This is a genomic window from Micromonospora sp. NPDC048905 (assembly GCF_040649655.1).
GTDB lineage: Bacteria > Actinomycetota > Actinomycetes > Mycobacteriales > Micromonosporaceae > Micromonospora.
On the sequence record NZ_JBEZFV010000005.1, the window covers coordinates 109,386 to 125,449 of the forward strand.

Consider the following 16,064-nt stretch of genomic DNA (forward strand, 5'->3'; position numbering starts at 1 on the left):
GTGGCAGGCTGGTGCCGTAACCCGACTCGACCCCCGAGGAGAGTACGCATGCCCATCGAGGTTGGTGCCGAGGCGCCGGACTTCGTCCTGAAGGACCAGAACAACCAGGAGGTCCGACTGTCGGACTTCCGGGGCAGGCGCTCCGTCCTGCTGGTCTTCTACCCGCTCGCCTTCACCGGCACCTGCCAGGGTGAGCTGTGCGAGGTGCGGGACAACCTCGACGCGTACGCGAACGACGACGTCCAGGTGTTGACGGTCAGTGTCGACTCGGTCTACAGCCACAAGATCTGGGCCGACCGTGAGGGCTACCAGTTCCCCATGCTTGCCGACTTCTGGCCGCACGGCGCCGTCGCCCAGGCGTACGGGGTCTTCAACGACGTCGCCGGCATCGCCAACCGGGGCACCTTCGTCATCGACAAGGCCGGCGTGGTCCGCTTCGCCGAGATGAACGGCCCGGGCGAGGCCCGCGACCAGCAGGGCTGGCGCAAGGCCCTCGCCGAAGTGACCGGCTGACCGGAGTACGCCGTGCGCCGGGGCCGGCGGCGAGCAGGTAAGCTTGCCAGCCACCGGCCCGCCGCACGGGCGATCCGGGCGCGTAGCTCAGTGGGAGAGCACCCGCCTTACAAGCGGGGGGTCGCAGGTTCGAAACCTGCCGCGCCCACCCCTCAGTCCAGCAAGCGAGATGGGCTGCCGGTGATCCGGCGGCCCATCTCGTCTCCTGGCCCAGCCCACGAGGCCTGCTCGCGCTTCCGCTCACGACCCCGTGGCCTCCGCTCGCTGTCCACCCCCGGGGCACTCCTCGGGCGGGGCGTAGGCACGAATGGTGCCGTTGTGTCGCGCCACGTCGCCCTCGGCGGTGAGGGGTACGAGGCGTTTGCAGACGGGACACCGGCCCCGCTGGTGCGGCGGGCGCTGCGTCACCGCGCCTCCCCGGGTCGGTCGTCGCACGTCATCGGTTTTCTCAGCCGGGTCATGTCGCCCATCGTTGCCGATCGAGGCTCGGCCGCGGCCGCACCTCAGCGTCCGCGGATGATCACCTGCTGGGTCGCAGCAGCCTGATCAGGACGGTACGCAGCGCGTCGGCGGCCTCGGCCCGGGACATCCGGCCGGCGTCGACCTCCTCGCCCACGGCGTGGCCGATCTTGATGGTGATCGCGGCGAGCAACCCGGCCGGTAGTCCACTGTCGAATTCGCCGCTCGCCTGTCCGCGCCGGACCACCCGGTCGATCCGGTCGGCGACCGGCGCGTGCCGTTCCTCGTCGACCTGCGGGCTCACCGGCAGTGACGCGATCTGCTGGGTCAGGCCCGGATAGCGCTCGGCGATCTGGGTGCCGGCCGTGAGGACGCGGATGAGCGCGTCCGGGGCGGGTCCGCGGTCCGGCTCGGCGGCGTCCATCGCGGCGACGGCCTCGTCGGTGATCCGTCGGACGACGGCCACCATCAGGTGCTCACGGGACGGGAAGTGGGCGTAGACGGTCTGCCGGGTGACGCCGGCGGCACCGGCGATGGCGTCGAGGCTGGCGTCGGGCTGCGCGTCGAGCAGTCGGAGCGCCGCGTCGAGGATCGCACCGCTGTTGCGGCGCGCGTCCGCGCGGCGGTTGCGGTCCGCTGAACCACTCATCTCTTACACCTTGCCAAAGTTGTTGAGGGTCGATATTTTACAAGCTGTAAAGCTTCGACCGAAGGATGGGTGAGATGAAGGCTTCCGACGGCACTGACCCGAAGGAGTTCATCGCCAACTTCTTCACCTCTTTCATGCACGATCTGGTCCGTGGCGACGAGGATCCGGCGACGGTCGTGGACCGCTACCACACGCCCGACATTGTGCAGGTCGCCGACGGCCACCTGATGGACCGCGCCAAGCTCATCGCGCACACCCGCCCGGCCCGCAAGCACCAGACCGGCGCCCGGTGGGAGGTGCACGAGGCGATCGCCGACGGGGACCGGATCGCCGCCCGCTACACCCTGCACTTCCAGACCCCCAAACGGGTGGGCAGTGTGGACGTGTACTTCTTCGGGCAGTTCGCTGACGACGGGCGGATGCGGCAGGCGCACATGCTCACCCGTGCCGTTCCCGTCCGGGCCAGCGACGAGGAGCAGCTGTCGACATGACCGTCAGCAGCTATCGCGTGATCGGTATGGCCTGCGGGCACTGCGCGGGCTTCGTCACCGAGCAGATCGAACGGATTCCCGGTGTCACCGACGTGGCAGTGGACGTCGAAGGTGACACCGCCACGGTGACGAGCGACCGACCTCTCGACATCGCCGAGGTGCGTGCCGCCGTCGAGGAAGCCGGCTACGAACTGCCCTGACGCCTGCCCCCCGGGACGGACCGTGCGCGTCAGTGTGCGGGATCCGTCAGGTCCCGGGTGACGATCGCGAAGCGATGCGCGAACTCGACGGCTGCGTCGAGGTGGAGACTGGTGACGGGCGAGTCCACCAACGGTGGGGTGTCGCGGCGAACCACGAAGCGGGTCCGCACCAGCGTGTCGTCCGGGCCCTCCTCGTCGATGTCCATCAGCTCGGGCGGCGTGCCCGGGCGACCGCTGCCCGAGGCGGTCCAGCGGTACCGCAACTCCAACACGCCGTCCTCGGGGCAACTCCAGCTCAACTGGCTCACCGAAGCGCCACCGGCGGCGTTGGCCCACGCGCTCCAGCCGGTGCCGTCACTTCGCAGGCACACCCAACTGGACTCCAACGCGCCGTAGTCGTACGGGCCGCTGTCCCACAGCCCGACGAGGATCTCGTCGGGCATCAGGAGTCGCTGCCCAGGTTGAGCCGTAGGGCGTGCATCGCCACCTCCTCGAACGACGTGTCGAACACCTCGACGCTCACGTCGTCGGCGAGAACCTCGACGAGGTCTTCGTGGCAGACCACGAGGAAGTGGCGCAGCTGCCGCCAGCCCGAGGATGTCTGATCCGGGAACGGCACCGCGTTCTGTGCCTCCAACCTGCCGGGCCACGGAGAACCCTGCACCTCGTAGAACCCGTACTCCCAGTCGGGGTCGTGGAGAGGGTGACCGGGCAACGCCTCGTCGTTCGGATAGCCGAAGAGCACCTGCGTGAAACCGACGAAGGTGGCCATCGCCACGCGGTGCGGCGCCCCGGCGACGAAGACGAGACGACAGCTCCGCTCGTCCGCCAGCAGCAGCTCGGCCGACCCGGCGGGCGACGGAGAAACTCCCAGGTCCAGCAGGACCGCCTGTGGCCTCACCCACCGAATTCTATTCGGGTCCACGCGGGATGGACCGACCCCGATCGGCCCGTTAGCCTCGTCCACCATGACCAACGTGGACGAGGACGGTCACCCCGAGCCGCCGATCGCGGGCGACGAGACCGCCACCCTGTTGGGTTCCCTGGACCGCCAGCGCGCGACCCTCGCGTGGAAGACCGGTGGGCTCGACGCCGACAGCCTGCGGGCGACGCTCGGCCCGTCGTCGATCACCCTGGGTGGGCTGCTCAAGCACCTGGCCTTCGTCGAGGATCTCTACTTCTCGCTGAAGCTGGCCGGGCGCTCACCGGGAGCACCGTGGGAGACGGTCGACTGGGCCGCGAACCCCGGCTGGGAATGGCGCTCCGCCGCCGAGGACACCCCGGAGCAGCTCTACACGCTCTGGCGGGAGGCGGTGGCCCGTTCCCGTGCCACCGTCGCCGAGCTGCTGACTGACGCCGGACCGGAGCAGTTGGCCCGGGGTGAGTGGCCGGACGATCGCGTACCGAGCCTGCGCCGGGTCCTCGTCGACCTCATCGAGGAGTACGCCCGGCACGTCGGTCACGCCGACCTGATCCGGGAGTCGGTGGACGGGCTCACCGGCGAGGACCCGCCCCGCTGAGGGGTTCACGTCAAGGTCGCGTGCAGCCGATCCAGTTCGCGTTGGGTGCCGATGGCCTGGCGGTGCTCGGGGTGCTCCACGTACTGCCGAACCGTGTTCGCGAGGAACGCCGGGTCCACGTGCAGCCGCCCGACCGGCAGCGGATACGGGTGGGGCGGCTTTCCTGGCGCCGCGGCCAACCGCATCAGGGGGATGCTCGCGGCCCTGCGGGGCGGAGGAGGCGGACCACCCGGCAGTAGGCGATCCCAGGGCAGGAAGGTCCGCCTGACGAGGCCCTGTTCCGTGATGCCATCGCGGTCCAGGGTGAGCATTGGCCGGTTCAGCAGCAGGGTGAGCGCGATACCGCCCAGGACGACGGCCGCGACAGCGATGGCCAGCGCCACCGCGCCCGTGGTCCGGACGAGCTGCGCGCGATCCCCGCCAGCGATCCGTTCGGTCTGCACGAAAGCCGCCGCGATCCAGCCAAGAACCATCGACCAGGAGCCCATCCACGCGGGGCTCGCCGGCGCGACGAAGCGGTGCCGCTGCGGGTCCACCAGCCAGGTCGCGGGCCGCCGGTTGCGTCTGGTCAACAGGGCGTAGCCGACCCACGGCACCAGGAGCGTGCCGGAGAGGACAGCCATCCACGCCAGGAAGGCGACGCCACTCGGGTCGATCCGCCAGGTCACCGGCCTGAACCACAGTTCGGCGCACACCCGCAGGGCGAACGCGGCCACGGCGAAGGGCCAGACCAGCAGGCGTGCCGCGCGCAGGGGCATGGCCGGCACCGTAGGCCGTCCGGTCAAGCCGTCCAGCGGGTCGAACCTGAGGTCGGGCGGCGCCGGAGGGCGCGGCGACGCCGCCCGGGGTCCTCAGCTGGTGAAGCCGCCGTCCACGTTGACCACCGCGCCGGTCACGTACCCGGCCTCGGGGCTGGCCAGGTGCGCGACGGTGGCGGCGATGTCGGCGGGCCGAGCGTAGCGGCCGACGGCGGTGAATCCGCTGATGGCCGCCGCGTTCGGTCCGTCCGCCGGGTTGGCGTCCGTGTCCGTCGGCCCGGGGTTGACCAGGTTGACGGTGATGTCCCGTGGTCCCAGCTCGCGGGCCAGGCCCCGGGTCAGGCCGACCAGAGCGGTCTTGCTCATCGAGTAGAGCGTCAGCCCGGGGAAGACGGCCCGCTCTCCGACGTTGCTGCCGATGCTGATGATCCGTCCGCCTTCGCCCAGGTGCCGCAGCGCCGCCTGCACGGCGACGTACGGCGCCCGGATGTTCACCGCGATCGTCCGCTCCACCTCTGCCATGCCCAGTTCGTCCACGGCGCCGACGAGGAAGACCGCCGCGTTGTTCACCAGGATGTCCAGCCGACCCAGGTCGGCGACCGTCCGGTCGACCGCGTCCCGCACGGCGCTCGGGTCGGCGCCGTCGGCCTGGACGGCCAGTGCTCGCCGGCCGAGCGCCTCGATCTGCCGCACCACTGTCGCGGCCCGCTCCGCGTCCTGTCGGTAGGTGAACGCCACATCGGCCCCGTCCTGGGCCAGGCGCAGGGCGATGCCGGCCCCGATGCCGCGGGAACCACCGGTCACCAGGGCAACCTTGTCGCTGAGTGTCGTCATGCAAACGATCATGCGGCCGTGCCGACCTCCCGGTCTGGCGGCGATCGGACCCCTCGTTCCCACCTCCAGGTCCGATACCCGCGACCGCACCCACCCAGCCTCAAGATCTGCGCAGCTTCAGGGATCGTGCTGCCTCAACGGCCGACGAGACAGCAGGAGCACCGAAGTTGCGCGGATCTTGGGCTGCGGGGGAGGGTGGCCTGGGGACCGGGCGACGGGGAGGGTGATCGTGGGGCTGGGTGGCATCGGGGCGGTGCTGTTCGACATGGACGGCACCCTCGTCGACTCCGACGCCGCCGTCGAGCGGGCCTGGGAACAGTGGGCCGCCGAGTACGGGGTCGACCCGGCGGCGGCGTTGACGATCGCCCATGGCAGCCCCGCAGACCGGACCATCCGCCGCCTGCTGCCCGCGCTCGACGACACCACTGTCGCCGCGGCGGCGGCGCGGCAGCTCGCGTTGCAGTACGACGACCTGTCCGACGTGGTGGCCACCCCGGGGGCGCACGACCTGCTGACCGCGCTGGCCCGGCTGGGACTGCCCTGGGCGGTGGTGACCAGCGCCGACCGGCGGCTGGCCGAGGCTCGGCTCGGTGCCGCCGGCATCATCGCTCCCGTGCTGGTCACCGTGGAGGACGTGCGTGTCGGCAAGCCGGATCCGGAGGGTTACCGGCGGGCCGCCGCCCGGTTGGGCGTACCCGTGCCGCGGTGTCTGGTCGTCGAGGACGCCGAGGTGGGCCTGCGGGCCGGTCGGGCCGCCGGCGCGATGACCGCCGCGCTGAAAGGGCTCGATGGCGACCTGCGGCTCGACGACCTGACGCAGTTGACGCGCCACCTGGACCCGTCGCCCACCGCGCGCTGACCGGCGAACCCGGTGGCGTACCCGGGTCGGATCTGCTGCACTCTTCCCCGTCGACGACGGAGGGGAGGACTCGGTGGAGTTGACGCTGACACCGATGACGGAGCAGGACCTGGCCCGGTTGCTCGGGGAGCTGGAGCAGGCGTACGCCGAGGACCTGGTGGCGCACCGGGGGTTGACCCCGGAGGCGGCCCACGAGCGGTCGGCCACCCAGATCCGGGAGTCGTTGCCGGCGGGCGCGGCGTCCGAGAGGGCGCTGCTGCGGGTGGGCCGGGTCGACGGCATCGAGGTCGGTTGGATCTGGGTGACCCTGCCGACGACGGCCGCCCCGAGCCAGGCCTGGATCGACAACATCGAGGTGCATCCCGCGCAGCGGGGACGCGGGTACGCACGTCGGATGATCCAGCTCATCGAGGCCGAACTCGCCCAGCTCAACGTGCCCGAGCTGGGTCTGAACGTCTTCGGTACGAACACCGCGGCGATCGGGCTCTACCGGAGTCTCGGCTTCGAGGTCACGTCGCAGCAGATGGTGAAGCGGATCGCCGCGGCGGGCTGAGCCGGCGGCGCGGCCCCGGAGCGACCCCAGGCCGGTCCCCTGGGCAGGACTGTTCACCTGCCCAGCGGGAAACCGGCGCGGACCGCACCTGGGGAGGAGCGACGGATGACGCACGGTGTCGGACTGACCATCGGTGTGCTCGGCTCGTACGGTGGGCGAAACCTCGGCGACGAGGCGATCCTCACCGGCCTGCTCACCGATCTGCGTACGCAGGAACCAAACGCCCGGATCATCGTCTTCTCCCGTAACCCGGAGCACACGCGGGCCGCCCACCCGGACGTCGAGGCGGTGCCCTGGGAAGGCGTCAGCCGCACCGACTCCGCCCTCGTCCTGGCCCAACTCGACCTACTGATCCTGGGTGGCGGCGGCATCCTCTACGACCGGGAGGCCCGCCGCTATCTGCGGGTGGTCCGGGTCGCACAGGAACGCGGCCTGCCCCTGATCACGTACGCGGTGGGGGTCGGGCCGCTCAGCGACGCGGTGGACACCGGCATGGTCCGGGAGACGCTCTCCGGCGCGACCCAGGTGACGGTCCGTGACCAGGAGTCCCGGATGGTGCTGGAGGAGGCGGGTCTGCTCAATCCGATCACGGTCACCGCCGACCCGGCGTTCCTCCTGCAACCCGAGGACTTCCCGGCCCACCTGCTCGCCGAGGAGGGGGTGCCGGTCGGTAAACGGCTGGTCGGGATCAGCGTGCGGGAGCCGGGGCGGGCCGCCGAGCGGCTCGACGTGGACGGCTACCACCGGCTGCTGGCCCAGATCGGTGACTTCCTGGTGCACCGGATCGACGCGTACGTGCTGTTCGTGCCGATGGAACGGGACGACATCCGGCACGCCCACGGGGTGCTCTCCCACATGGTCGCCGCCGATCACGGTCGGATCCTGCACGGCACCTACTCGCCGCAGCAGGTGCTCGGACTGATGCGCCACTTCGACCTGGCCGTCGGCATGCGTCTGCACTTCCTGATCTTCGCGGCGATGGTCGGCACACCGTTCCTGCCCCTGCCGTACGCCGGCAAGGTCTTCGACCTGGCCCAGCGGCTCGGCGTGCCGGCGCTGCGCGGCGTGGAGCGGGAGGTCGAGGGGCCGCTGTTGGCCGAGGTCGACCGGCTGTGGGACGAGCGGGAGCAACGCGCGGAGGCCACCGCCCGACGGGTGGCCGAGGTGTGCGAGCAGGCGCGGGGCACCTCGGAGGTCACCCGCGGGGTGCTGGAGGGCCTACGCAGCCAGGCCCTCACCCGGGTCTGAGTGGGCGGTCACACGGCGGGACCCGTCCACCGGTAGCGCCACTCGCGGGCCTCTTCGTGGGCGGTCTCCAGCTCGTAGATCTGTGCCTGCGCCAGCCCACCCGAGCCGAGGTGGTGGTGGGTCAGCGGTGGACGGCCGTTGCTGTCCAGTTCGACGGTGATGGTCTGCCCGTCCGCCGTGCCGCCGACGAGAAGGATCCGCACGGATGAAGCCATGCGCCCATCCTGCCCGTCGTGCCGCCCGCCCGCAGCGGATAGCGGGGCAGCGGGGCGACCCGACCCGTGGCTAGGGTCGGCGGATGGAGCAGACGATCGATCCGACGCTCGGCCCGGTGCTCGCCCGTACCGGCGACGAGCGCGCCGTACTGGACTCGTTCCTCGACTTCCACCGGGCCGTGCTGCTGCGCAAACTACGCGGTCTCTCCGACGCCGACGCGGGCCGACGGCTGGTGCCCTCGGCGACCACGCTCGCCGGGCTGGTCAAGCATCTGACCCTGGTCGAGCGGAACTGGTTCCCGACCCTGCTGGCCCCCGAGCCGGGCGACGTCTACCTGACCTCGGAGGAGGATGCGGTGGCGAGCTTCACGCTCGGTGACCAGGACACCGTCGCCGAGCTCACCGAGGCGTACGAGCGGGCCTGCGCCCGATCGCGGGCGTTCGCCGCCCGCTTCGACCTCGACCACGTGGTGCCGCACCCACAGCTCGGCGAGGTGTCGCTGCGCTGGATTCTGGTGCACCTGATCGAGGAGACGGCCCGGCACGCGGGTCACGCCGACATCCTGCGCGAGCTGACCGACGGCGAGTGCGGCGCGCTCTGATCCTGCGGCCACCCGACGTGCCGGTCTGCCGGTGGGTGCCGACGCCAGCCCGCGGGGGCCGCCTATCCTGGGCGCGGGCGGCGACGAGGAGGAGCAGGTGCTGGTCATCCACGGGCTGTGGCTGCCCGGCGACGACTCGACCGGCGGCCTCGCCGTCTGGGCCGAGGACAGCGCCGCGCCACAGGCGCCGACCCGGTCCGGCCGGCCGCCCCGGGAACGCCCGCACCCCTTCGCCGCCGGGCACGCCGACCTGGTCGCCGTCCTCGCCGACGCCGCCGAACCGGCCCACCCCGGCACCGCGCTGCTCACCCTGCCCACCCGGGCGGGCGCGCCGGTCGACTCGCCCGAGCTGATCCGGACCGCCGTCGCACCCCCGGCCCGCGGCCGGCTCACCCTGGCCGGGTGGCGCGTCCCCGTGCTGATGTACGCCCCAGACGACGCGCTCTCGCTGCTCCGCGCCCTGGACGACCTCCCGGCGGTGCCCGGGTCAACCCTGCGCCACCTCGCCGACCTGGCCGACTTCGCCGCCGACCTGGTGACCCGCGGTCGAGTCCTCCCCGGCGTCGCCACGACGGCTGTCCCGTCGGCGAGCGGGGTGGCGGCAAACAGGACGCCGGCGGTCGTCGCGTCGCCGGGCAGGACGTCGGCGAGCGCAGCGGCGGTCAGTGGCACGGTCGCAGGGGCGTCGTCAGGCGGTTCCGTCCAGGTGCCGGCCCAGGCGGTCTGGCGTCCGCTGCTGACCGGCACCGACGCCGCCTGGGCGCGCTCGCTGGCGCTGGCCCTGCCGCCAGCCGCCCGAGCCGCCGTGGACTCCGCCACCCTTGACCCGGCCGGCATCGCGGCCTTGGCCGGTGGTTCGGGTGGGAGCGAGTTGACCGCGGCCGAGGTCGTCGCGGATGCGCTCGACGCGCTCACCGACGCCGCCGCGCGGGCCGCCCTGGCGACCACCACCCTGGCCCGGGGACTGCGCCCGGGTGGCCCGGCACCGGCCTGGTTGGCGGCGCTCGCCGGCCCGCAGCGTGACTTCACCGTCGATCCGACGGCGTTGGCCACGCTGCGCGAAGAGCTGGACGCCTGGCAGCGGGACGCCGCCGGCGGCCCGGTGCGGGCCAGTTTCCGACTGGTGGAGCCGGCCCCGGACGAGGTCACCGAACCGATCCTGGCGACCCGACCGGCGCCGAACGACATCGTGCCGGCGCCGGTCGAGTCGGTCGGTGGTGGGCGTTGGCGGCTGGAGTTCGGGTTGCAGGCCGCGGACGAGCCCGGCCTGCACGTCGACGCCGGGCAGGTCTGGCGGGCGCCGCAGACGCTCGGCGGCCTGGCCGGCCGGACGACCAGCCCGCAGGAGACGCTGCTCGCCGAGCTGGGCCGGGCCAGCCGGCTCTGGCCGGACCTGGACGCCGCACTGCGCACCGCCGCCCCCGAGGCGATGGACCTCGACGTCGAGGGGGCGCACCGGTTCCTCAGCGAGGGCGCTCCGGTGCTGCACGCGGCCGGGTTCGGGGTGCTGCTGCCGTCCTGGTGGCAGCGCTCGTCGGCGCGGCTCGGCGCCCGGCTGCGGGCCCGCAGCCGCACCGCGCCCGGCACGGTCGGTGGCATGGAGGCCGGTGTCGGGCTGGATGCCCTGGTCGACTACCGCTGGGAGATCGCCCTCGGGGACCAGCCGCTGTCCGCCGAGGAGCTGGCCGCGTTGGCGGAGATGAAGACCCCGCTGGTACGGCTGCGCGGCCGGTGGGTCGAGCTGGACCCGGGGCGGCTCGCCGCCGGTCTGCGGCTGCTCCGCTCGGCGGGCGAGCTGACCGTCGCCGACCTGCTCCGCCTCGGGCTGGCCGACGGTGAGGCCACCGGGGCGCTGCCGGTGCTGGAGGTGACCGCCGACGGGGCGCTGGGCGACCTGCTCGCCGGTGCGGTCGAGCGTCGGCTCACCCCGCTGGACCCACCACCGGGCTTCCAGGGGACGTTGCGGCCGTACCAGCAGCGTGGGCTGGCCTGGCTGGCGTTCCTGCGCTCACTCGGCCTGGGTGGCGTGCTCGCCGACGACATGGGGCTGGGCAAGACGGTGCAACTGCTCGCGCTGCTCGCCGGGGACCCACCGGAGGCCGGACCGACGTTGCTCGTCTGTCCGATGTCACTGGTCGGCAACTGGCAGCGGGAGGCGGCCCGGTTCACCCCGCAGCTGCGGGTGCACGTACACCATGGGGCGGAGCGGGCGCGGGGGGCGGAGTTCACCGCGGCCGCGCACGGCGCGGACCTGGTCGTCACCACCTACTCGGTGGCCGCCCGCGACGCCGCCGACCTGGCCGGCATCGACTGGCACCGGGTGGTGGTGGACGAGGCGCAGGCGATCAAGAACGCGTCGACCCGGCAGGCCGAGGCGGTCCGCGCGCTGCCCGCCCGGCAGCGGGTGGCGGTGACCGGTACGCCGGTGGAGAACCGGCTCGCCGACCTGTGGTCGATCATGCAGTTCGCGAATCCGGGGTTGCTGGGGCCGGCGGCGACGTTCCGCAAACAGTTCGCCGAGCCGATCGAACGGCACGGCGACGCCGAGGCCGCCGAACGGCTCCGGCGGATCACCGGGCCGTTCGTGTTGCGCCGGCTCAAGACCGACTCGTCGATCATCTCGGATCTGCCGGAGAAGCTGGAGATGGAGGTGCTCTGCAACCTCACCGCCGAGCAGGCCGCCCTGTACCGGGTGGTGGTCGACGACATGCTGGCCCGGATCGAGACAAGCGACGGCATCGAGCGACGCGGCCTGGTGCTGGCCACCATGACCCGACTCAAGCAGGTCTGCAACCACCCGGCCCAACTGCTGCGTGACGGCTCGCCCCTGGAGGGCCGCTCCGGCAAGCTGGCCCGGCTCACCGAGATCATGGAAGAGGTGCTGGCGGCGGGGGAGCGGGCACTGCTGTTCACCCAGTACGCCGAGTTCGGCGCGATGCTGCGGGGTCACCTGTCGGCGCGGTTTGGCCGGGAGGTGCTGTTCCTGCACGGCGGCCTCGGTAAGGCCGAACGGGACGCCATGGTGCAGCGCTTCCAGTCGGCGGACGGTCCGTCGCTGTTCGTCCTCTCCCTCAAGGCCGGTGGCACCGGGCTCACCCTGACCGCCGCCAACCACGTGGTGCACGTGGACCGGTGGTGGAACCCGGCGGTGGAGGACCAGGCCACCGACCGGGCGTTCCGGATCGGGCAGCGTCGACGGGTGCAGGTCCGCAAGTTCGTCTGCGCCGGCACGGTCGAGGAGAAGGTGGCCGCGATGATCGCGGACAAGCGCAGCCTCGCCGAGCGGGTGGTCGGCACCGGCGAGCAGTGGATCACCGAGCTGTCCACCGGTCAGTTGCGGGACCTGTTCACCCTGGAGGCCGGGGCGGTGGTGGAGTGAGCGAGCGGAGCGCGCGAACCATCAGGCACAGCGTGGTGCCTCACGCCGGCGCGGAGCGCAGCGGAGCGCTGGCGTGACCGACTTCGCCGACTACGGGCGCCCCCGCCGGGTCGACGGGGGACTGCGGGCACGCAGCGCCCGAGGGGCGATCGGTCGCTCCTGGTGGTCGCGGCGGTTTCTGGAGGTGCTGGAGTCGTTCGCGCTCGGCACCCGGCTGACCCGTGGTCGGTCGTACGCGCGGGCCGGCCAGGTGCTCACGCTGGACATCGCGCCCGGACGGGTCAGCGCGGTGGTGCAGGGCTCTCGGCCGCAGCCGTACCAGGCATCCATCGCGCTGAAGCCGTTTCCGTCCGCGCTCTGGTCCCGGATCGAGGCGGAGCTGGCCGGCCAGGCGTTCTTCAGCGCCCGGCTGCTCGCCGGGGACCTCCCCGACGAGTTGGAGGAGCTGTTCATCGCCGCCGGCGCGCCGCTCTTCCCGACCGGCGTGGACGAGCTGACCCAGCGGTGCAACTGCCCCGACTTCGCCGTGCCGTGCAAGCACCTCGCGGCGACGTTCTACCTGCTGGCCGAGGCGTTCGACGCGGACCCGTTCGAGCTGCTGCACTGGCGCGGTCGATCCCGTGCCGAGTTGCTCGACGAGTTGCGTGCCCGGCGGGTCGAGGCCACCGGAACGGCCCTGCCACCCGCCCTGGTCGATCCACCGTCCGAAGCGGACGACGAGGGATCGACTGTGGACGTCGTGGCACCCGTCGGTGCGGCCCGTGCGCTGGCCGGTCTGCCGGCAACTCCGCTGGCCGACGCCGCGGACCGGTTCTGGATGCCGCCGGTGCCGCTGCCCGATCGGCCACCCCGGCTGGCAACCGGCCCCGACCTGCTGCTGCGCCAGCTCGGAGCGCCAGCGCCGGCCATCGGCGGGCCGGGACTGCTCGAACGGTTGCGCCGCGCGTACCGGGCGTTCAACCCGGCCGACCGGTGAGCCGTCACGTCCACCGGCGGCGGAACCGCCACATGACCGCGGCGTTGGCCACCAGCACCACCGCGCAGATCGCGCCGGTCAACCGACCGGCGAACACGGCTATCGCCGGCAGCGATGCCCACAGCACGATGGTCAACAACATCAGGTAGCGGCCCCTGCGGGCCCGGGCCCGGTGGTCCAGCCGGTTGAAGAAGGCCGGGTCACTCTCCCGGAGCTGACGGGTGATCTGGTCGAATCTGCGCTGATCCTCTTTGCTGAGCATGGCGCTGCCTTCCCCTCACGCGTTCAGCGGTTCGGCGGCATACCCGCTGCTGCGGCGGCTCACGCTCACCCGCTGCTGCTACTTTTCCGCCACGTGAGGTCACCTCATGTCCGGCTTACCCAAACCTTAAGTTTGCCTGTGGTGGTGAACGACGCGGAACGTGTCGCGTGTGGCGGCGCGGTCCGGTCTGTGCCCGGCTGCCGCGCGTCCGCCCTGCTGGGAAGCTCCGCGCCCGCCCGGCGCCCGGCGCCCGACCGCGATGCCGCACTGAGCGCTGTCTTAAGTGCCCTCGCGAGGGTGTTCAGCCCACCTTGAAGGCACCTGAGTGCTTGGTTACCTTGCCGTAGCAACCCCCCTCAGGCAACAGTCGCCGCACCTGCCGCACCTGCCCGGTCGCAGCTTCCGGCGCTCATCAGAAATCGGGATTGGTACATGGCCGACCAGAATGTGCCACCACGCCGACCGCGGGACGACCGCGGTTGGGACGGACGCCAGCACCACAACGCGGACGGCTACGGCGACCCCAGCACGTCCGCGCCCTACGGGTACGAGTCGCCCCACCCCTACCAGGGCGGCTACCCCGCGCAGGCCGACCCGCGCGAGCAGTACGGCGACGGTTACGCCCACGCCGGACACCCCGCACCCGGCCCGCGTGGACCGCAGTGGGTCGGCCCGGAGGGTCTCGGCCGGCCGGCGCCGGCGCGACCGGCCGGTGCCGGACTGCCCGCTCTGGACGATGACGACGACTCGGGCCGCAAGGTCGGCCGGCGCAAGGCCGTGTTCGCCCTCGGCGGCACCGCTGCCGTCGTCGCCGGTGGCGCGGCGCTCGCCATGACCCCGCAGATCCGTGGCCTCTTCGGCGACGAGACGACGGCGGCGGCGAAGGCTGGCGACGCGACCGGCAGCACGGTGACCGACGGCACCGCGGCGCGGCCCAGCGGCCAGCAGCCCAGCACGGTGCGGACGTACACCGAGCAGAACGAGAGCTACATGGGCTCCCGGGCCGGCGAGGCGTTGAAGAAGAACGCGCCAACGACCGGACGGACCCTGTCCGGCCCCGCCGCCGCCGCCACGTCGACCAAGGTGACCGTCAAGACGGTGCTGGCCAAGGACCCGATCCTGCACCTGGCCCGGCGCGCCACCTTCGGACCGACGCCCGAGGTGATCGCCGACATCAAGAGCAAGGGTATCGACGCCTGGATCCGCGCCCAGTTGGAGCCGGACAAGATCGAGCCGAGCAAGGCCGAGTTGAAGCTCGCCGAGTTGCCGACCCTGAAGCTCGACCCACAGCAGTTGCGCGCCCAGCGGGACCAGCTCAACGACCAGGGCGCCCAGCCGGAGCGGGAGATGGTCGACGCCACCATCGCCCGGCAGATCTGGTCCAAGCGCCAACTGTTCGAGGTGATGGTCGACTTCTGGAACGACTTCCTGCACGTCGCCGCCGACTTCGACGGCGGCGAGGCCTACCGCAACTCGTTCGACCAGGACGTCGTGCGCAAGCACGCGCTGGGCAGCTACCCGGAGATGCTTGTCGCCGCGAACAAGCACCCCGCGCTGCTGATCTACCTGAACCAGAAGGACTCCCGCAAGGACGCGATCAACGAGAACCTCGCCCGGGAGAACCTGGAGCTCTACTCGGTCGGCGTCGACGGTGGTTACGAGGAGCAGGACGTCCGGCAGGCGGCGATGCTGCAGACCGGCCGCGGCATCGACCGCGAGGGCAAGTACGTCTTCAAGCCCGAGCAGCACTACGTCGGCAAGGTCAAGATCCTCGGCTTCACCCACGCCAACGACTCGCTGGACCCGAAGAAGGCCGACGCGGCGATCGACGCGTACATCGCCTACATCGCGCTGCACCCGTCGACGGCGAAGTACGTCGCGCAGAGCCTGGCGACCCGGTTCGTCTCGGACACCCCGCCGAAGTCCCTGGTGGACCGGCTCGCGAAGACGTACACCACGAACAACGGCCTGATCAAGCCGGTGTTGATGGCGCTGTTCTCCTCCTCGGAGTTCTGGGCCGGTGTGGGCCAGAAGGTGCGCCGGCCGATGGAGTACCTGGTCGCCACGTACCGCACCCTGGGTGTCTCACCGGAGGCGTCGCCGAAGCACAACAACGGCGACAACAAGCGCACCCCGTACGCCCGGGGCCTGCGGCAGATCCACGACAAGCTGCGCGAGCTGGGCCACTTCCCGATGGGTCAGCCCACCCCGGACGGCTACCCGGATGTCTACGTCGCCTGGACGTCGGCCGGCACCATGGTCAACGGCTGGAACGAGGCGGGCGAGATCATCGGCGGTTACCGCACCACCTTCACGTACACAGCCCCGGAGAAGTTGGTCGCCGCGCCGCCGGCCACCGCCGGGGCGTACGTGGACGCGCTCTCCCAGCGGCTGGTGGGTCAGAAGCTGAGCACGCGGGAGAAGGACCTGATCCTCAATGTGGCCGGTGTCCCGCCGACTGCCAAGGTCGACGCCACGTTCAACGGGGCCATCACCGCCGTCGCGCGGGCGATCCTCGCTTCCCCCCAGCACCACCTCCGGTGAGG

18 protein-coding genes and 1 tRNA gene are annotated in these 16,064 nt (G+C 71.9%); 12 read left to right on the plus strand and 7 right to left on the minus strand.

Translation table 11 applies throughout. The features are described 5' to 3' along the window. Window positions 1–48 precede the first annotated feature (48 nt). Both AB0C01_RS15000 and AB0C01_RS15005 read left to right on the plus strand, forming a co-directional pair. Window positions 49–513, plus strand: coding sequence for a peroxiredoxin (locus AB0C01_RS15000; RefSeq protein WP_357244880.1), 465 nt, complete (start codon window positions 49–51; stop codon window positions 511–513). A 76-nt stretch (window positions 514–589) separates the two neighbouring features. Beyond that, window positions 590–661 (plus strand) — tRNA-Val (locus AB0C01_RS15005). Between the two features lie 372 nt (window positions 662–1,033). Here the strand turns inward: AB0C01_RS15005 and AB0C01_RS15010 are convergent. Beyond that, complete coding sequence (locus AB0C01_RS15010; protein WP_357244882.1) at window positions 1,034–1,621, minus strand: TetR/AcrR family transcriptional regulator; 588 nt, start codon at window positions 1,619–1,621, stop codon at window positions 1,034–1,036. A gap of 74 nt (window positions 1,622–1,695) precedes the next feature. Here AB0C01_RS15010 and AB0C01_RS15015 point away from each other — a divergent pair, with 74 nt between their 5' ends. Together AB0C01_RS15015 and AB0C01_RS15020 are read left to right on the plus strand one after the other, a co-directional pair. Continuing rightward, entirely contained in the window at window positions 1,696–2,112 is a 417-nt protein-coding gene (locus tag AB0C01_RS15015; RefSeq protein ID WP_357244884.1) for a nuclear transport factor 2 family protein, read from the plus strand. Next, the gene (locus AB0C01_RS15020; protein ID WP_357244886.1) at window positions 2,109–2,312 is read left to right on the plus strand and encodes a heavy-metal-associated domain-containing protein; all 204 of its coding nucleotides are present in this window, start codon (window positions 2,109–2,111) and stop codon (window positions 2,310–2,312) included. The genes AB0C01_RS15015 and AB0C01_RS15020 overlap by 4 nt, the downstream gene beginning before the upstream one ends. 29 nt (window positions 2,313–2,341) lie before the next feature. On the opposite strand, the gene AB0C01_RS15025 is transcribed toward AB0C01_RS15020, so the two are convergent. Together AB0C01_RS15025 and AB0C01_RS15030 are read right to left on the minus strand one after the other, a co-directional pair. Then, a complete protein-coding gene (locus AB0C01_RS15025) occupies window positions 2,342–2,755 on the minus strand; it encodes a hypothetical protein (protein ID WP_357244888.1) in 414 nt (137 codons plus the stop codon). Beyond that, on the minus strand, window positions 2,755–3,213 hold the full coding sequence (locus AB0C01_RS15030; protein WP_357571390.1) for a hypothetical protein: 459 nt from the start codon (window positions 3,211–3,213) through the stop codon (window positions 2,755–2,757). The genes AB0C01_RS15025 and AB0C01_RS15030 overlap by 1 nt, the downstream gene beginning before the upstream one ends. A 67-nt stretch (window positions 3,214–3,280) precedes the next feature. Between AB0C01_RS15030 and AB0C01_RS15035 the strand changes: the two genes are divergently transcribed. After that, entirely contained in the window at window positions 3,281–3,832 is a 552-nt protein-coding gene (locus AB0C01_RS15035; RefSeq protein WP_357244892.1) for a DinB family protein, read from the plus strand. 5 nt (window positions 3,833–3,837) lie between these two features. Here the strand turns inward: AB0C01_RS15035 and AB0C01_RS15040 are convergent, their stop codons facing one another. Then, window positions 3,838–4,590: a hypothetical protein gene (locus AB0C01_RS15040; RefSeq protein ID WP_357571391.1), complete on the minus strand. Its 753-nt coding sequence runs from the start codon at window positions 4,588–4,590 to the stop codon at window positions 3,838–3,840. A gap of 93 nt (window positions 4,591–4,683) precedes the next feature. Then, window positions 4,684–5,424 carry a 3-oxoacyl-ACP reductase family protein gene (locus AB0C01_RS15045; protein WP_357571392.1) on the minus strand — a complete coding sequence of 247 codons (741 nt, stop codon included), beginning with the start codon at window positions 5,422–5,424 and terminating at the stop codon, window positions 4,684–4,686. A 229-nt stretch (window positions 5,425–5,653) separates the two neighbouring features. On the opposite strand from AB0C01_RS15045, the gene AB0C01_RS15050 reads away from it, so the two are divergent. The 3 genes from AB0C01_RS15050 (at window position 5,654) to AB0C01_RS15060 (ending at window position 8,084) form a co-directional block, all read left to right on the plus strand. After that, the gene (locus tag AB0C01_RS15050; RefSeq protein WP_357244898.1) at window positions 5,654–6,283 is read left to right on the plus strand and encodes an HAD-IA family hydrolase; all 630 of its coding nucleotides are present in this window, start codon (window positions 5,654–5,656) and stop codon (window positions 6,281–6,283) included. Between the two features lie 73 nt (window positions 6,284–6,356). After that, window positions 6,357–6,836 carry an N-acetyltransferase gene (locus AB0C01_RS15055; RefSeq protein ID WP_357244900.1) on the plus strand — a complete coding sequence of 160 codons (480 nt, stop codon included), beginning with the start codon at window positions 6,357–6,359 and terminating at the stop codon, window positions 6,834–6,836. A gap of 105 nt (window positions 6,837–6,941) precedes the next feature. Beyond that, window positions 6,942–8,084: a polysaccharide pyruvyl transferase family protein gene (locus tag AB0C01_RS15060; protein WP_357244902.1), complete on the plus strand. Its 1,143-nt coding sequence runs from the start codon at window positions 6,942–6,944 to the stop codon at window positions 8,082–8,084. Window positions 8,085–8,092: 8 nt separating this feature from the next. Here the strand turns inward: AB0C01_RS15060 and AB0C01_RS15065 are convergent, their stop codons facing one another. Then, window positions 8,093–8,299, minus strand: coding sequence for a hypothetical protein (locus tag AB0C01_RS15065; protein ID WP_357244904.1), 207 nt, complete (start codon window positions 8,297–8,299; stop codon window positions 8,093–8,095). Between the two features lie 83 nt (window positions 8,300–8,382). Between AB0C01_RS15065 and AB0C01_RS15070 the strand changes: the two genes are divergently transcribed. From AB0C01_RS15070 to AB0C01_RS15080, 3 genes are all read left to right on the plus strand, one after another. Continuing rightward, on the plus strand, window positions 8,383–8,901 hold the full coding sequence (locus tag AB0C01_RS15070) for a DinB family protein (RefSeq protein WP_357571393.1): 519 nt from the start codon (window positions 8,383–8,385) through the stop codon (window positions 8,899–8,901). Between the two features lie 97 nt (window positions 8,902–8,998). Continuing rightward, a complete protein-coding gene (locus AB0C01_RS15075) occupies window positions 8,999–12,280 on the plus strand; it encodes a DEAD/DEAH box helicase (RefSeq protein WP_357244906.1) in 3,282 nt (1,093 codons plus the stop codon). A gap of 73 nt (window positions 12,281–12,353) precedes the next feature. Continuing rightward, window positions 12,354–13,256: an SWIM zinc finger family protein gene (locus tag AB0C01_RS15080; protein ID WP_357571394.1), complete on the plus strand. Its 903-nt coding sequence runs from the start codon at window positions 12,354–12,356 to the stop codon at window positions 13,254–13,256. Between the two features lie 4 nt (window positions 13,257–13,260). Here the strand turns inward: AB0C01_RS15080 and AB0C01_RS15085 are convergent, their stop codons facing one another. Further along, entirely contained in the window at window positions 13,261–13,518 is a 258-nt protein-coding gene (locus AB0C01_RS15085) for a DUF3040 domain-containing protein (protein ID WP_357244910.1), read from the minus strand. Between the two features lie 432 nt (window positions 13,519–13,950). Between AB0C01_RS15085 and AB0C01_RS15090 the strand changes: the two genes are divergently transcribed. After that, entirely contained in the window at window positions 13,951–16,062 is a 2,112-nt protein-coding gene (locus tag AB0C01_RS15090) for a DUF1800 domain-containing protein (protein ID WP_357244912.1), read from the plus strand. Window positions 16,063–16,064: the final 2 nt, after the last annotated feature.

Excerpts from the sequence above, each read along its gene's own strand:
- AB0C01_RS15000 (WP_357244880.1), top strand. The coding sequence starts at position 49 with ATGCCCATCGAGGTTGGTGCCGAGGCGCCGGACTTCGTCCTGAAGGAC.
- AB0C01_RS15010 (WP_357244882.1), bottom strand. The coding sequence starts at position 1,621 with ATGAGTGGTTCAGCGGACCGCAACCGCCGCGCGGACGCGCGCCGCAAC.
- AB0C01_RS15015 (WP_357244884.1), top strand. The coding sequence starts at position 1,696 with ATGAAGGCTTCCGACGGCACTGACCCGAAGGAGTTCATCGCCAACTTC.
- AB0C01_RS15020 (WP_357244886.1), top strand. The coding sequence starts at position 2,109 with ATGACCGTCAGCAGCTATCGCGTGATCGGTATGGCCTGCGGGCACTGC.
- AB0C01_RS15025 (WP_357244888.1), bottom strand. The coding sequence starts at position 2,755 with ATGCCCGACGAGATCCTCGTCGGGCTGTGGGACAGCGGCCCGTACGAC.
- AB0C01_RS15035 (WP_357244892.1), top strand. The coding sequence starts at position 3,281 with ATGACCAACGTGGACGAGGACGGTCACCCCGAGCCGCCGATCGCGGGC.
- AB0C01_RS15040 (WP_357571391.1), bottom strand. The coding sequence starts at position 4,590 with ATGCCCCTGCGCGCGGCACGCCTGCTGGTCTGGCCCTTCGCCGTGGCC.
- AB0C01_RS15045 (WP_357571392.1), bottom strand. The coding sequence starts at position 5,424 with ATGACGACACTCAGCGACAAGGTTGCCCTGGTGACCGGTGGTTCCCGC.
- AB0C01_RS15060 (WP_357244902.1), top strand. The coding sequence starts at position 6,942 with ATGACGCACGGTGTCGGACTGACCATCGGTGTGCTCGGCTCGTACGGT.
- AB0C01_RS15065 (WP_357244904.1), bottom strand. The coding sequence starts at position 8,299 with ATGGCTTCATCCGTGCGGATCCTTCTCGTCGGCGGCACGGCGGACGGG.
- AB0C01_RS15070 (WP_357571393.1), top strand. The coding sequence starts at position 8,383 with ATGGAGCAGACGATCGATCCGACGCTCGGCCCGGTGCTCGCCCGTACC.
- AB0C01_RS15085 (WP_357244910.1), bottom strand. The coding sequence starts at position 13,518 with ATGCTCAGCAAAGAGGATCAGCGCAGATTCGACCAGATCACCCGTCAG.
- AB0C01_RS15090 (WP_357244912.1), top strand. The coding sequence starts at position 13,951 with ATGGCCGACCAGAATGTGCCACCACGCCGACCGCGGGACGACCGCGGT.